This window comes from Lactobacillus amylovorus DSM 20531, assembly GCF_002706375.1.
Taxonomy (GTDB): domain Bacteria; phylum Bacillota; class Bacilli; order Lactobacillales; family Lactobacillaceae; genus Lactobacillus; species Lactobacillus amylovorus.
On sequence record NZ_CP017706.1, the window covers coordinates 531,366 to 546,836 of the forward strand.

A 15,471-nucleotide genomic window follows, 5' to 3' on the forward strand; every position below is an offset into this window, starting at 1 on the left:
ATCTATTTAGATAACTTGTCTATTGAATTTACAATTTTTTCAATTTCAAAAACAATACGTTTTTGTTCATTTAACGGTGGAATTGGTATTAATATCCCCTTTAAATTTGTTTTATTAAACTTTTTCATTGTTGTCCCTGAAGCTATTTGCAATAACTCAAAATTACCTATTGGAGATTTAATAAAGTAATACAAAAACTTATTAAGTTTAGGATCAATCAGTTTAGTCATTATAGAATTAGGAGCTAATGTCATCGGCCTATTTAATTTAGGAACAATAAAACATTTCCCAATTGATCCAATATTGCTTAAGATCAATTCCCCTCCAAATAAATTTGAATTGTTCAAGAAATTATATCCATGTTCATCAGTATATGTCAGATTTTTACTAAAATGATTAGCAAAATCTGCTGTTTTTACCATAATAGCGTAATTTTCTGTTTTATATTTTCGTACGTTATCTCTAATAGCTGCAAAACTACCACTGGCAACTTCATCTGTAATCTTTTCCGCATAGTCTCCCAGTCTTATCCATTCCCAACTATCAGGAATATCAAACGGCTTTTCATCATCAGTAATTACAGGTAACTTTTGGCTCTTCTTAATCTTGCCTTCTTTGATTAATTCAGCTTTTTCATTTTTAATCTTCTTGATTAATTCACTGGCTGGTTCATCATTAGGATCTTGCTTAATCAGCTTGCCTTCCATAGCATACTGCAAGACAGATTGTTTTAATTTATCTTCAAATTCATTATCAATCTTTTGAAGACGATTATATGATTCAGCATATTCATCCACCAAAGGCATTAATTTTTCAATTTTGGCTACAATACGTTTTTGTTCTTCTAATGGTGGGAGTGGTATTACCATTTTTGCTAAAAAAGTTGTACCTACACGCGGCATTTTCATACCGTACATAGAATCATTAACAAGATCAACGAAATATGGTGAAAGCATAACATATCTTAAATACTGTGGAATCAAAGTATTAATATCAACTACATTAATTGGAAACATTTCAGTAGTTGTAAATCCATCCGCTTTAGCAACTTCAACTTTTCGAAGATAAGGTCGCAATTTTCCATACAAGACTGCATTTTTAGAAAAATAGTATTTATTGCTTTTATAAATATCAGTAGACTTTTTTCTAACAATTGCTAAAAATCCTCCACCATCTTTACGAACATCCTTCATATCTACAACCCACGAATTATCAGGAATAGATGTCCCTTTTACAGAATCAAAATTTCCAAATGTGGTAATTTGCTTTAGTCTTCCGTACGTCCAATTTTTTGGAATATCAAATGGCTTTTCCTCATCAGTAATTGCAGACAATTTTCTACTTCTCTTAATTTTACCTTCTTCAATTAATTGATCTTTCTCATTTTCGATCTTCTTAAGCAATTCACTGGCAGGTTCATCATTAGGATCTTGCTTAACTAGCTTACCTTCCACTGCATATTGAAGAATTGAAGCTTTTAATTGTTCAGGAGTCATTAGTCATCCTCCTCAAGCAATTGTTTAATAATGGATAATTGTTTATCAATCTTCGCATTTAATTCTTTACGCTCTTTTTGATATTTATCCATCAATTCAAATGGTGGTAGAACTTCTTCAGTTTCTGTTGGAAAGCCACACAAATCAAAGTTGTAATTATTCTTAGCTAATTCTTCAGGAGTATAAGCCTTAGACTTGTAATTACCATCATCATCTTGAATTTCATGACGATCATTCCACCATTCACGTACAGGATCAAAATGTTCCAGTTTCATTGGACGAGTCTTAGAGAAGTGCTTGTATCCCTTAGGCATATCTAAACGATAGAACCAAGTTTCTTTAGTAGGACCAGTCTTATCAAAGAACAAAATATTAGTTGCAATTGAAGTATATGGACTGAAGATACTACCTGGTAAACGAATAATTGTATGAAGATTGAAGTCCTTAAGCATGCGCTTCTTAATATTAAGTTTTGCACCATCATTACCGAACAAGAAACCATCTGGTAAAATCACACCAACTTTACCATTGTCCTTAATACGATACATGATCAATGCCAAGAACAAGTCAGCAGTTTCACTACTTTGTAAATCTGTAGGGAAATTTTGCTTGATAATAGGTAACTCTGATCCACCGAATGGAGGATTCATCATAATTAAGTCAAACTTATCCTTATCAGTATATTCAGTAACACGCTTTTCGAGTGAGTTTCCATGAACAATGTCTGGATTATCAACATCGTGAAGAAGCAAGTTAGTTACAGCTAAAATATAAGGTTGACCCTTCTTTTCAATACCGAAAACTGCTTTATTGTACAGTTCTCTGTCTTCAACACTATGAACTTGCTTATTCAAAATATTCAGAGCACTAACAAGGAAGCCACCAGTACCACAAGCCAAGTCTGCTATTCTTTGACCCAACTTTGGCTTTAAAGTTTCTGCAATAAAGTCAGTCAAAGCACGTGGAGTGTAGAACTCACCAGAACTACCAGCACTTTGAAGTTCTTTCAGGATACTTTCGTAAATATCACCAAACAAGTGGCGATCTTTAGGATCAGTGAAGTCAACTTCATTAACTACATTTACTACCTGACGCAATAAAACACCATTCTTCATGTAGTTGTTTGCATCAATAAAGGCATCTTTTACAATGGCCTTGCTAATAGGAGTTTCATTAGTTACAGTGATGTTCTTCAACGTAGGCAATAATTTATTGTTAACAAAGTCTAGTAATTCATCACTAGTTAAAGCTTTACCATCTTTATTGTCTTCAGCCCATTCACGCCAGTGCATCCCTTCAGGAATAATTGATTCATAATCATCTTGATCAATGTCCCAAACTTGTTCTCTGTCGTCATAAACTTTCAAGAATAAGATCCAAGATAGTTGCTCAATTCGCTGCGCATCACCATTGATACCTGGATCATTACGCATAATATCTCTTATTCTCTTAACAAACTGAGTTGTTGTACCTGCCATTTAATAAAACTCCCTAACTGTAGATTTTCTCTTTAATTTCTTTAATAGTATTCTCGTAATTCTTTTTACCACCAAAGCTCAAAATGATTTTAACTGCGCCACCATATTTTTCAAATTCAGGTAAGCTTAATACCTTATTACTTTCCAAATCAGTAATACCATCATCCTTATACTTTTCTAGTAAAGTATCCAGAACTTCTCTAGCAGCACCTTGATATTTATCAAGAATACCTGACTTCTTAACATTCTTGATTCTCTCTGATTTGGTCAGTGGTTTTTGATTGTAAGCAAGATGGACCATCAAATCAAATGGATCCATATCTTTAATGCCCTTTTGCTTGATAATTTCTTTATAAAGAATGCCATGCTTTTCCATTTCATCAAGCAACACTTGCTTCTTATCAGCTTTATTCCAAGCCTTAAGAAAATTATCCAATGTAGCATATTCCCCAAGAATATTTTTCTTGGTGTAATCCACTAAAGAAGTAGTGATCAAATTACCATGTTCATCTAAGAATTGCGTTTCTGCATTTGAAACTTTTACATTATGACTTACTTCATATTTTTCTTTAGGTGGCTCAGAAACACCAGGATGATGAGATTTGTGAGATCCTGTACCTTTGTTACCATCAATTATTTCAATTGGCTCACCATCAAATGCTGGATCAGCAAATAATCTTGATACTCCACGGAAATCAATAATAATGAAGTAACTCTTCCCATGATCTGTATCTAATCGAGTACCACGACCGATGATCTGCTTAAATTCCGTCATGGAATTAATGTTTGAATCTAGCACAATTGTCTTACAAGTCTTTACGTTAACACCCGTAGTTAATAGCTTAGAAGTCGTAACTATTGTAGGAACTTTACTTGCAACATCCTCAAAATTATCTAACTGTGCTTTACCAGTATTATCATCACCGGTAATTCTCATGACATAACGTGAATCTTCGGCAACTAAGTCAGTATTTTCATTCACGAAAGCCTGACGCATTCTTTCAGCATGCTCAATGTCTTCACAAAAGACAATAGTTTTATCCCAACGTCGATCGTTGTCCTTCATATATTTACTTACATATTTAGCAACCATTTCGGTACGTTCATCAATGACTAGATTTTTATCAAAGTCGCGTGTTGTATATAATTTCTTATCAAACTCACGACCGTGCTTGTCCCTTTCACCCTTAAATGGACGGAAGCCATTAATATCTACATTGAAATTAACTCTGATAACTTTATATGGGGCCAAGAAACCATCTTCAATACCTTGCTTAAGCGAGTATGTATAAACTGGATCGCCAAAGTATTGAATATTCGAAGCTTCTTTATCATTCTTAGGTGTAGCAGTCATACCTAAATGAGTTACATTAGGGCCATCAAAGTAATCCAAAATTTTACGCCATTGGCTATCAGCTTTAGCCGAACCACGGTGAGCTTCGTCGATTACAACTAAATCAAAGAAGTCAGGCTTAAGTTGTCTAAATGGTTCATGTCCAACATCTTCATCTTTTCCTGCTAGTTGTTGATACAAAGCAAATTGAATTGGATATGAGCTATCCATATGTCCATCTTGAACTTTAGTTATCTTGTCACTTAATGGATTAAAATCACCTATTCTAGCCTGATCAACAAGAATATTACGGTCAGCTAAATAAAGAACTCTATGTTTAATCCCAGCTTTTAATAGACGATAAACAATTTGAAAGGCAGTGTAAGTCTTACCCGTACCAGTAGCCATGACTAATAAGGCACGACGATCACCATTAGCTATCTTTTCTACTACACGGTTAATAGCATTTTGCTGGTAATATCGAGGTGAATATGTATCTCTGGATGAATAATATGGCTCATTAATTGCTTTGATTTCTTTGTCAGATAGTTTCTTTTCTTTAATATATCTCTTCCAAAGTTCTTCTTTAGTTGGAAATTCATCAAGAGTTAAGGTTCTTTCTTTGCCTGTCAGCATGTCATGCTCAACGAATGCATCCCCATTTGAAGAATAAGCAAATGGAACTTGTAAATCTCTGGCATACCCCATACCTTGCTGCAACCCTGCACTGGGTTGTGGGTGCTTTTTTCTGTCCTTAGCTTCAATTACAGCAATCGGATAATTAGGCTTATATAAAAGTAAATAATCCACCTTTTTACCATTACTACGTTTAGCCACATCGTCTACAACATTGATCTGGCCATCCGTATAGTAATATTCCATCAAAGAGTCTTTTTTCTTCCAACCTGCTGTTTCAAAAATAGCAGGTGAAATATATCTGTTCTTGATATCCTCCTCCGTTAAATTCATTTTTTCAGGATCCATATCATTCACCTCATTTAGTTAGGATTTGATTCATCAAAAATCACTTTTAGTTCTATTATCGTAGAAAAAGCGCTACAACTCAATATTCATGCTATTGAAAAAGCCCTTAGTTTTCACAACTAAGAGCTTTTTAATTATCTTCAAAGCCTCCACTTACGTGGAGAACACTAATTACTCGTTCTTCTATTAAAAGTCGCTTCAGGATCACCTCCACTTACGTGGAGAAAATTTTATCATCAATCCTATCAGTGCAACCAAATGTTCGTATTAATTATACCAATTTAAGCCAAAACAAAAAAGCCCTAACTGGGACTTTCTTTAAACATCTAATCTCTCAAAGCACGATTGCCAATATCATGGCGGTAGAAGCAATCTGGCAGCTCAAGCTTACTCAAATAAGAATACACATTATCCTGCGCCTGGACTAGATTGTCGGCTTCCGAAATTACCATGAACAGACGGCCACCATCACCTATCAGATTATCCAAATTACCTTTCACGTTGGCATAATCGATATAAGTATTAGTGCCGTGAGGCAACTTGCCGATCTTCACATTAGGTGCCGGATGCGTTGGATAGCCTTTGCTGCAAACAACCACGCCTAAGATAGAGCAATCATTTTCTTCAATTTCAGGCAGCTTTTCATGATTTACCGCTGCGTCGATTACTTGCGCAAAGTCATTTTTAACACGAGGCAAGACAACTTGCGTTTCAGGATCGCCCAAGCGGACATTATATTCAATGACTTTGGGACCATCCTCAGTTAACATTAAGCCAATGTACAAAACGCCGCAGTAATGATAATTGCCTTGAACTAAACCATTCATCGTGGGCTTCACGATCTCGTCGATCATTCTTTGACGATCCTCTTTTCTCAGCTGTGGCAAAGGAGAATATGATCCCATGCCACCGGTGTTGGGACCTTTGTCGCCATCGCCAACTCGCTTATGATCTTGCGCCATTGGCAAAATGGTAAATTGATCTTCAGAAACAACCACAAACATGGAATATTCAGGACCAACCAAGCATTCTTCAAGCACAACAGCAGTTTGACCACCAGCAAACATTTCTCTGATCGTTTCTTCAGCGACGTCTTGATTCTTAGCAATGGTTACGCCCTTGCCACCAGCCAAGCCATCTTCCTTGATAACTACTGGAAAATCAAAGTCCTTTAACCCGGCAATACAGGTTTCGGCACTAGTATAAGTTTCATAGCGAGCCGTTGGGATGTTGTATTTACTCATGAAGCGCAAAGCGTAATCTTTTGAGCCTTCTAGTTGGGCTGCTCTTTGGTTAGGACCAAAAATCTTTTGTCCTGCCTTTTCAAATTTATCAGTAATGCCAGCACAAAGGACATTTTCTGGACCAACAAATGTCCAATCGATATTGTGGCTTTTGGCAAAATCCAGCAGACCATCAAGATCAGTTTCTTCAATTGGTACAGTTTCAACGCCAATTGTTTGCATCCCCACATTGCCCGGTGCACAATACACAGTCTTCACATGCGGGCTCTCTTTTAACTTCTTCGCTACCGCAAATTCGCGTCCACCTGAACCAACAACCAATAAAACTAAATCATCTTTCATCGTTTTCACCAATTAGTGTCTAAAGTGACGGTAACCTGTAAATACCATTGCCACGCCGTACTTGTCTGCCATCTCGATTGAGTCTTTATCGCGGATGGAACCACCAGGTTGAACGATCGCCTTAATGCCATGTTTAGCCGCATATTCCACACAATCATTGAATGGGAAGAAGGCGTCTGACGCAAGGACTGCGCGGTCATCAATGGCATCCCCAGCATGTTTAATCGCAATCTTAGCGGAATCGATTCTGTTAGGTTGACCAGCACCTACGCCAAGAGTTCTTTCATCGTTTGCAACCACAATCGCATTAGACTTGGTATGTTTTACCGCCTTCAAGGCAAACATCATAGTCTTGAGTTGTGCTTCAGTAGGTTGAGCCTTAGTTACAACTTTCCAGTCATCAGTGTTTTCAACTAAAGCATCTTGTTCTTGCTGCAAAATACCACCCATAACTGAGACAACTTCTGGACGAGTTGGTTCATTTTCCTTATCAAAGTCTAATTCAAGCAATCTGACATTCTTTTTCTTTTCCAAAATTTCAAGTGCATCGTCGGCAAAGCCCGGTGCAATGATGATTTCTAAGAAAATCTTGTGCATCTTTTCGGCAGTAGCTAAATCAACTTTTCTGTTTAAAGCAATCACACCACCAAAGATTGAAACTGAATCGGCTTCATATGCACGGTCCCAAGCTTCTTCAAGCGTGTCGCCGCGGCCAATACCACATGGATTCATGTGCTTCATTGCAACAACAGTTGGTTCATCTTGGAATTCACGAATGCAGCGCAGTGCTTCGTCGGCATCCTTGATATTGTTGTAAGAAAGCTTCTTGCCGTGCAATTGGTGTGCTTGCAAAACTGAGAAGCTCTTTGGAATTGCATCTTCGTAAAGCCATGCTTTTTGGTGGGAGTTTTCACCGTAGCGCATCTTTTCCTTCAGATCATAAGTCAAAGTCAGTTTTTCGGGATCTTCAAGACCAACTTGCTTAGTTAAGTAATTGGCAATAATTGCATCATAAGCGGCAGTTGCTCTAAACACCTTAGCTGCTAGTTTTGCTCTTGTTTCAAGCGTGGTGTTACCATTTTCCGCAATTTCTTTTAAAACTAAATCATAGTCAGCTTTATCGGTTACGACAGTGACATCTTGATAGTTCTTCGAAGCGGCACGTAAAAGGCTTGGACCACCAATATCAATGTTTTCGATTGCTTCTTCTCTAGTAACATCCGGCTTTTCAATCGTTTGTTTAAATGGATAAAGGTTAACGCAAACTAAATCGATTGGCTTGATGTTCAATTTCTCTAAAGTTGCCATATGTTCCGGATCGTTTCTTTTAGCAAGAAGTCCGCCATGAATATATGGGTTCAAAGTCTTCACACGGCCGTCCAAAATCTCAGGGAAATTAGTAACTTCTTCAACGCTGATTGTCTTGATACCAGCTTCATCTAAAGTCTTCTTGGTACCACCGGTAGAAACAATTTCATAGCCATTTTCGGTTAAGCCTTTGGCAAAATCTACCAAGTTGGTCTTATCACTAACGCTGATTAATGCACGTTTCATTTTTAGTTTTCTTCCTTTTCCATTCTTTGACTTAATACTTTTCTTAACGTAGCTGGGAATAGTTGATGTTCTGTTTCATGAACTCTTGCTTCAAGCGTCTCAACCGTATCATCTGGATAAATTGGGACAGCCTGTTGAGCAATGATAGGCCCATGATCCAAATGGGCATCGATAAAATGCACCGTCACGCCGGTTTCTTTTATCTTGCCTTTTTTATAATCATCAAAAGCTCTTTCGATTGAATTGAGGCCGGGATAACTTGGCAATAAGGCGGGATGCAAGTTGATAATTGCATTTGGATATTCGTTTAAAATCGTGGGGCCAACCACCCTGAGATATCCGGATAAAACAATGAAATCAATTTGATAATCCTGCAAAACTTTTAGCAGGCGCTTTTCATAGGCATCTTTGCCACCGCATTCTTTAACGGAAAATGCTTCATGCGGGATGCCTAATCTCTCGGCTCTTTTCACTACCGGGGCATTTGGATGATTGCAAAACATTAAAGCCTCGGTTCCGGGAATTTCGCCGGCTTGAAACTTTTTAGTTAAAGCTTCAAAGTTGGTTCCATTCCCAGAAGCTAAAATAGCAACTCTCATTTTTCTCCTCTATTTGATTACGATCTTTTCTTCCCCTTCGGGGCGTGCAACTAATTGACCAATTTCGTAGAATTTTTCATTCTCGCGATTTAGTTGTTCTTTGACTGCAGCAACGTTTTCTACTGGAACGGCTAAAACTAAACCAACGCCCATATTGAAAGTGTTGTAGCAATCTCGTTCATCTAAATCGCCTAGTTTTTTCAGATAATCAAAAATTGGTAAAACAGGCCACGAACCTTTATTAACCACTGCTTGCAAGTCATTGCCATAAATTCGAGGTAGGTTTTCGATAAAGCCGCCACCAGTAATATGGGCAATGCCGTGAACTAAATGCTTTTTTACTAGTGGCAAAACTGCTTTGACATAGATTCTGGTTGGCGTAAGGAGTGTTTCGCCTACGGTTTTGCCCGCTAATTCTGCTGGTTTGTCGCTTAATGAAACGTCGTGATCTTTGAACAAAATTTTTCTAATTAAACTGAAACCATTAGAATGGACGCCACTCGATGGCAAAGCAATTAAATGATCGCCTGCTTTGGCTAAAGAACTAGATAATAAGTCCTCTTTTTCCGCAATCCCAGTTGAAAAACCAGCCAAATCATATTCGTGGGGTTCATACATATCGGGCATTTCCGCGGTTTCACCACCAATTAAGGCAGAGCCGCTTTGCTTGCATCCCTCAGCCACGCCCTTAACTACGTCAGCCAATTTCTTTGGATCGTTATGACCACAGGCAATGTAATCTAAGAAAAACAGAGGTTCCGCACCTTGGGCTAGCACATCGTTAACGCACATGGCCACGCAATCGATGCCGACCGTGTCGTTTTGGTGCATCTTTTGCGCAATCATCAACTTAGTACCAACGCCATCGGTGCCTGAAACGAGGACCGGATGCTTATAGCCTAGTTCTTCTAAGTCGAACATCCCGCCAAAACTACCAATGCCGCCCATCACGCCTTTACGCTTGGTTGCGGCTACCATCGGATTAATTCGATTGACTAAATCGTAACCAGCAGTAACATCAACACCTGCTTCTTTATAACGATTCATTTTATAAATCCTTTCTTTGTCGCCGTTCTTGGGCATTGAGAGAAGCTAAATAGCCAGCTTCGTAATCATCCAATTTAGTTGGATACTTTCCATTAAAGTAAGCAACTGTCAGACCCGATGAGTCTCCTCGATCAGGCACATCGATTGCTTGGATCAAGCTGTCAACGCTTAAAAAGCCAAGGCTATCAGCACCGATAATTTTCCGCATCTCTTCTACTGAATAATGAGCTGCCATTAATTCGGCTTTAGTTGAAATATCAATGCCGTAAAAACATGGAAATCTAAATGGAGGACTAGCGATTCTAAGGTGTACTTCTTTAGCACCAGCATCTTTAAGCATTTTGACAATTTGCTTAGAAGTGGTTCCCCTTACGATCGAATCGTCGATGACCGCGATCTTTTTACCAGCAACGACACCACGAACAGCTGACAGTTTTAACTTAACACTCTTTTCACGCAAGGCTTGAGTTGGCTGAATGAAGGTTCTGGCAACGTATTGGTTTTTAACCAGACCCATTTCATAAGGCAACCCCAATTCTTCGGCGTAACCAGAAGCAGCTGACAAAGATGAGTTTGGTACGCCAATTACCATGTCAACATCGGCTGGAGCCTCACGAGCTAGCAGCCGCCCCATTCTTTTTCTAGCATTATGAACAGTCACACCATGTATGATTGAATCAGGACGAGCAAAATAGACGTATTCCATTGAGCAGATTGCTAAATGCGTATTTTTAGTAAAATGATCAATTTTCATCCCATCTCGATCAATGATGATTAATTCACCAGGCTGCACATCACAAACAAACTTGGCACCGATGATGTCAAGTGAACAAGTTTCGCTAGAAACAACGTAGGCGCCATTGTCCAATTTACCAATACATAAGGGACGAATCCCATTAGGATCAAGTGCCGCAATCATGCGATCTTTTTGCAAAAGCAGGAAGGCAAAACCACCGTGAACTTCATTCAGGCTTTGCTTTAAAGCTGAAATAAAGCCATCTTTGATATGATTACGAATCAAGTGAATCAAGATTTCGGTATCAGATGAGGATTGAAAAATCGCACCTTGTTTTTCGAGCTTGTTTCGTAAAGACACGGCATTAACTAAATTGCCGTTGTGGGCTAAAGCAACATCACCGTCTAGAAAATGAAAGAGAAATGGTTGTACGTTTTGAATCGAATTACGACCCGTTGTACTGTAGCGAACGTGACCAATGGCACTGTCGCCGACCAATTTTTTAAATCATTCGGATCAGCAAAAGCATCGGATAAAAGGCCACGATCGCGGTGTTGATACAAATGCTCACCATCGCTTGAGACGATGCCGGCCCCTTCTTGTCCGCGGTGTTGCAAGTTATGCAAACCTAGGTAAGTTAATTGACTGGCATCAGGTGCACCAAAGACGCCACATTCCTCATTTAGGCTTTTGATTTCATTAAACAAGGGATGCACTCCTTCCAAATCTTTTGCAATTCAGCTACATCTTCATTTACTTGATCGTTGGCCAGCGAAATGTTCAATTGCTGATCAGCAGTAACTTGACCAATTTCACTAACGGAATCGCCCATTTCTTGTTCAAATTTTGCCGCATTTGCAGGATCAACTGAAACGATCAAGCGACCTGGAGGCTCACTGAAAAGCAGATTTTTATCAAAATCAAGCTTTACCTTTGCACCAAAGTCTGTATCAAAAAGTGTTTCAGCTAAGGAAACGCCTAAGCCACCTTCGCTTAGATCGTGTGCACTTTTGACTAAACCGTTAGCCATTAATGCTTGCAATTTGTAAAGGTATTGCTTTATCTCTGGCAAGTTTGGCGCATGTGGCAATCCGCTAATTTCACCAGTGATCATCTTTTGCAATTCTGAGCTAGCAAAATCATCATCTGTCTTACCCACTAGATAAATCTTGTCACCTGCTTTTTGCATGTGCATTGGAATGACGTGATCATAATCCTTGATTAAACCAACCATCCCAATCATTGGTGATGGATAAATCGCCTTGCCATTATTTTCGTTATAAAGAGAGACATTTCCTGAAACAACCGGTGTTTCTAAAATTTCACATGCATCGGCAATCCCTTGACAAGATTGATGCAATTCCCAGAAAATTTCTGGATCATTAGGGTCACCATAGTTAAGACAGTCAGTAATTGCTAAAGGTTGGGCACCACTAGCCACGATATTTGTTGCACTTTCAAGGACAGTTCTTTGACCACCAACTTTTGGATCAAGATAGACAAAGCGTCCATTAGTATCAGTAGTCATCGCAATTGCCTTCTTAGTATGGCGCACGCGCAAGACGCCGCTATCTGAACCAGGACCTACAATCGTGTCCGTTCGAACCTGTGAATCATATTGTTGCGTTACAAATTGATCGTTAGCAATGGTTGGCTGGTTCAAAAGATCTTTTAAAGTTTGACCGGCACTTTCAATATTTGGTTGCCAATTTTCACTTTGCTCAGCATCAATGATTCTTTGTGGTTTCTTTTCTGCGCTTTTTTCTTCAAGGACTTTTTCAGTTAAAGTTACCACTGGAATATCACATACCACTTGATCATCGTGATGAAGCACGTATCTACCATCATCAGTAATGCGACCAATAGTTACAGCGTCAAGATTAAATTCATCGAAGATCTTTTTAACGTCCTCTTCATGGCCCTTCTTTACACAAAGGAGCATTCTTTCTTGCGATTCGCTAAGCATAATCTCGTAAGCTGACATGTTAGGTTCACGCTGAGGTACCAAGTTAAGATTGAGATCCATCCCGGATTTACCTTCAGTGGCCATTTCAGCACTTGAAGAAACGATGCTGGCTGCTCCCATGTCTTGAATACCAACAAGCCATTCACGATGATTCAAGATCAGTTCCAAGCAAGCTTCCATCAATAATTTTTCCATAAATGGATCACCAACTTGAACCGCTGAACGTTGGGTCGCATGTTCTTCAGAAAAGTCGGCTGAAGCAAAGGTAGCACCGTGAATACCATCACGCCCGGTTTTAGCACCAACGTACATTACCGCATTGCCAACACCTGTAGCATCCCCATGCTCCATATCTTTAATATCCATGATTCCCACATTCATGGCGTTTAATAAAATGTTGCCATTATAGCAAGGATCAAAAGTTGTTTCTCCGCCTAAATTAGGAATTCCCATGCAGTTGCCATAGTCGCCGACGCCCTTGATGGTCTCTTCCATCTTGTAGCGCATTGTTGGATTATCTTTCAATTCACCAAAGTGCAAAGAATCAAGGATTGCAACGGGGCGAGCGCCCATACTGAAAACGTCTCTTAAAATACCGCCAACACCGGTTGCGGCACCCTGGTAAGGTTCTACTGTAGTTGGGTGATTGTGACTTTCAGCCTTAAAAACAACGGCTTGACCATCATCGATATCAACTACACCAGCACCTTCACCTGGACCTTGTACTACGCGTTTACCCGTGGTTGGAAACAGCTTCAACACTGGCTTAGATTTTTTGTAAGAACAGTGCTCGCTCCACATTGCGGAGAACAAGCCGATTTCTGTGTAGTTGGGCAAGCGATGAAGCAAATGATCGCAAATATAGTCATATTCACGTTCTGATAAACTCCAATCAAGGTAAGGTTTCTTTTCTTTGATTTCTTCTGGTGTCATCGCTTGTTTCATGCTTGAACTCCTGCTTTTAAAAGTGACTTAAATAAAGGCAACCCATCTGTTCCACCGAGAATTTGTTCTACCACTCTTTCAGGGTGTGGCATCATGCCTAGAACATTTCCTTCTTTGTTACAAATACCAGCTATATCATGCAGACTGCCGTTAGGATTTTCACCATGATATCTAAAGACAACTTGGTGATTTACTTCTAAATCTTCAAGTACATCTTCATCTGCGTAATAGCTGCCGTCGCCATGAGCAATAGGAATACGGATAAGTTCTTTATCTTCATACTCAGTAGTAAATGGCGTATGCGTATTCTCAACTTCTAAAGTGACAGTCTTGCAAACAAATTGAAGGCTATCGTTTTTCTTAAGTGCTCCTGGAAGCAGTCCCATTTCTGTTAAAATCTGAAAACCATTGCAGACACCTAAAACTAACTTTCCTTCTTCTGCCATCTTCTTAACGGCTGGAATAATGTTTGAAAAGCGAGCAATTGCGCCGGTTCTTAAATAATCCCCATAAGAAAAGCCACCTGGTAAAACAGCTACATCAAAGCCAGCTAAACTTTTTTCCTTGTAAGAAACATATTCGACATCTGCCTGGCAAACAGTGTGAAAGGCTTCGTACATGTCGATATCGCAGTTAGAACCTGGAAAAACGATTACTGCAATTTTCATGCGTTTTCCTCCAAAACTTTGATCTTGTAAGTTTCCATGTTGAAGTTAACCAATAAAGCTTCAGCGATATCCTTCACATCAGCCTTAACTTTATCTAAGTCATCTTCATCAACTGTTACATCGAAGAACTTACCAACGACGATTTTTTTGACTTCGTCATGACCAAGGGAATTAACTGAATCGGTGATTGCAGCTCCTTGTGGATCAAAAACTGAAGGTTTGTAGGTTACGTAAATACGGACAGTAGTCATTTAGATCTCCTTAAGTGCTTCTTGAATGCGGGCTAAGTCTTGTTCATAAACAGTAGTTAAATCGCCGATGTCTCTACGGTAGACATCTTTATCCATATGCTTCTTGGTCTTTTTATCCCAAAGACGGCAGTTATCTGGTGAAAATTCATCTGCAAGGATGATATTTCCATCTGCATCTTTACCAAATTCAAGTTTGAAATCGACTAATTCCATTCCAGCCTTATCAAAAAGCGGAATCAAAAGCTTGTTAACTTGACGAGACAATTCCCAGATCTTCTTTTGCTCTTCAGCGGTCGCAATATGTAATGCAATCGCATCAGATTCGTTCATGATTGGGTCGTCGAGTTCATCACTCTTATAAAAAAGTTCTTCGACTGGCGTATCGAATTTTTCACCTTCGCCCAAGCCATAACGACTTGAGAAATGGCCAGCTGCAATATTTCTAGTAACAACTTCAAGTGGGAACATATCGCACTTTTTAACTAATTCTTCAGTGTCTGAGATTTTCTTGATGAAATGAGTTGGAACTCCGTTTTTGGACAAGTATTCAAAAATCAAAGTTGAAATTTCGTTGTTTAAATAGGCTTTGTTCTTAAAGTCATCCTTCTTCTCGCCATTACCGGCAGTTGCCTGGTCTGTATAAACCACACGTAAAACTTCTGGGTCATCTGTAGACCACATTTCCTTAACTTTACCGGTATACAACAACTTTGCCATTTTATTTTTCTTCTTGGTAAAAATACGAATATTATTAAAGAGTGAATACTAATTTGTTCACTTTATGCTGACAATATTATCAGCTATTGCTTATAATGCCAATATATTATA

11 protein-coding genes and 1 pseudogene are annotated in these 15,471 nt (G+C 38.9%); all 12 read right to left on the minus strand.

What is annotated here, in order from left to right; all coding sequences use genetic code 11:
- Positions 1–2: 2 nt before the first annotated feature.
- Positions 3–1,496, minus strand: coding sequence for a restriction endonuclease subunit S (locus LA20531_RS02730; RefSeq protein WP_056939759.1), 1,494 nt, complete (start codon positions 1,494–1,496; stop codon positions 3–5).
- On the minus strand, positions 1,496–2,974 hold the full coding sequence (locus tag LA20531_RS02735) for a class I SAM-dependent DNA methyltransferase (RefSeq protein WP_056939760.1): 1,479 nt from the start codon (positions 2,972–2,974) through the stop codon (positions 1,496–1,498). Before LA20531_RS02735 ends, LA20531_RS02730 begins: the two co-directional genes overlap by 1 nt.
- A gap of 13 nt (positions 2,975–2,987) precedes the next feature.
- On the minus strand, positions 2,988–5,291 hold the full coding sequence (hsdR, locus tag LA20531_RS02740; RefSeq protein WP_056939761.1) for an EcoAI/FtnUII family type I restriction enzme subunit R: 2,304 nt from the start codon (positions 5,289–5,291) through the stop codon (positions 2,988–2,990).
- 326 nt (positions 5,292–5,617) lie between these two features.
- A complete protein-coding gene (gene purD / locus LA20531_RS02745) occupies positions 5,618–6,877 on the minus strand; it encodes a phosphoribosylamine--glycine ligase (protein ID WP_056939762.1) in 1,260 nt (419 codons plus the stop codon).
- A gap of 12 nt (positions 6,878–6,889) precedes the next feature.
- Positions 6,890–8,431 (minus strand): bifunctional phosphoribosylaminoimidazolecarboxamide formyltransferase/IMP cyclohydrolase, encoded by a 1,542-nt coding sequence (gene purH, locus LA20531_RS02750; RefSeq protein ID WP_056939763.1) that lies wholly within the window; start codon positions 8,429–8,431, stop codon positions 6,890–6,892.
- Positions 8,432–8,433: 2 nt separating this feature from the next.
- Positions 8,434–9,030: a phosphoribosylglycinamide formyltransferase gene (purN, locus tag LA20531_RS02755; RefSeq protein ID WP_056939764.1), complete on the minus strand. Its 597-nt coding sequence runs from the start codon at positions 9,028–9,030 to the stop codon at positions 8,434–8,436.
- A 9-nt stretch (positions 9,031–9,039) separates the two neighbouring features.
- A complete protein-coding gene (gene purM, locus LA20531_RS02760; RefSeq protein WP_056939765.1) occupies positions 9,040–10,077 on the minus strand; it encodes a phosphoribosylformylglycinamidine cyclo-ligase in 1,038 nt (345 codons plus the stop codon).
- Position 10,078: 1 nt separating this feature from the next.
- Positions 10,079–11,520, minus strand: a pseudogene (purF, locus tag LA20531_RS02765) (amidophosphoribosyltransferase).
- A complete protein-coding gene (gene purL, locus LA20531_RS02770; RefSeq protein ID WP_056939766.1) occupies positions 11,496–13,724 on the minus strand; it encodes a phosphoribosylformylglycinamidine synthase subunit PurL in 2,229 nt (742 codons plus the stop codon). The pseudogene purF and the gene purL overlap by 25 nt, the downstream one beginning before the upstream one ends.
- The gene (gene purQ, locus LA20531_RS02775; protein WP_056939767.1) at positions 13,721–14,392 is read right to left on the minus strand and encodes a phosphoribosylformylglycinamidine synthase subunit PurQ; all 672 of its coding nucleotides are present in this window, start codon (positions 14,390–14,392) and stop codon (positions 13,721–13,723) included. The genes purL and purQ overlap by 4 nt, the downstream gene beginning before the upstream one ends.
- Positions 14,389–14,643, minus strand: coding sequence for a phosphoribosylformylglycinamidine synthase subunit PurS (gene purS, locus LA20531_RS02780; RefSeq protein WP_013438446.1), 255 nt, complete (start codon positions 14,641–14,643; stop codon positions 14,389–14,391). The genes purQ and purS overlap by 4 nt, the downstream gene beginning before the upstream one ends.
- A complete protein-coding gene (purC, locus tag LA20531_RS02785; protein ID WP_013642318.1) occupies positions 14,644–15,360 on the minus strand; it encodes a phosphoribosylaminoimidazolesuccinocarboxamide synthase in 717 nt (238 codons plus the stop codon).
- Positions 15,361–15,471: the final 111 nt, after the last annotated feature.

Bases quoted from the DNA above. Each gene is read 5' to 3' on its own strand.
- LA20531_RS02730 (WP_056939759.1), bottom strand. From the start codon at position 1,496: ATGACTCCTGAACAATTAAAAGCTTCAATTCTTCAATATGCAGTGGAA.
- LA20531_RS02735 (WP_056939760.1), bottom strand. From the start codon at position 2,974: ATGGCAGGTACAACAACTCAGTTTGTTAAGAGAATAAGAGATATTATG.
- hsdR (WP_056939761.1), bottom strand. From the start codon at position 5,291: ATGGATCCTGAAAAAATGAATTTAACGGAGGAGGATATCAAGAACAGA.
- purD (WP_056939762.1), bottom strand. From the start codon at position 6,877: ATGAAAGATGATTTAGTTTTATTGGTTGTTGGTTCAGGTGGACGCGAA.
- purH (WP_056939763.1), bottom strand. From the start codon at position 8,431: ATGAAACGTGCATTAATCAGCGTTAGTGATAAGACCAACTTGGTAGAT.
- purN (WP_056939764.1), bottom strand. From the start codon at position 9,030: ATGAGAGTTGCTATTTTAGCTTCTGGGAATGGAACCAACTTTGAAGCT.
- purM (WP_056939765.1), bottom strand. From the start codon at position 10,077: ATGAATCGTTATAAAGAAGCAGGTGTTGATGTTACTGCTGGTTACGAT.
- purL (WP_056939766.1), bottom strand. From the start codon at position 13,724: ATGAAACAAGCGATGACACCAGAAGAAATCAAAGAAAAGAAACCTTAC.
- purQ (WP_056939767.1), bottom strand. From the start codon at position 14,392: ATGAAAATTGCAGTAATCGTTTTTCCAGGTTCTAACTGCGATATCGAC.
- purS (WP_013438446.1), bottom strand. From the start codon at position 14,643: ATGACTACTGTCCGTATTTACGTAACCTACAAACCTTCAGTTTTTGAT.
- purC (WP_013642318.1), bottom strand. From the start codon at position 15,360: ATGGCAAAGTTGTTGTATACCGGTAAAGTTAAGGAAATGTGGTCTACA.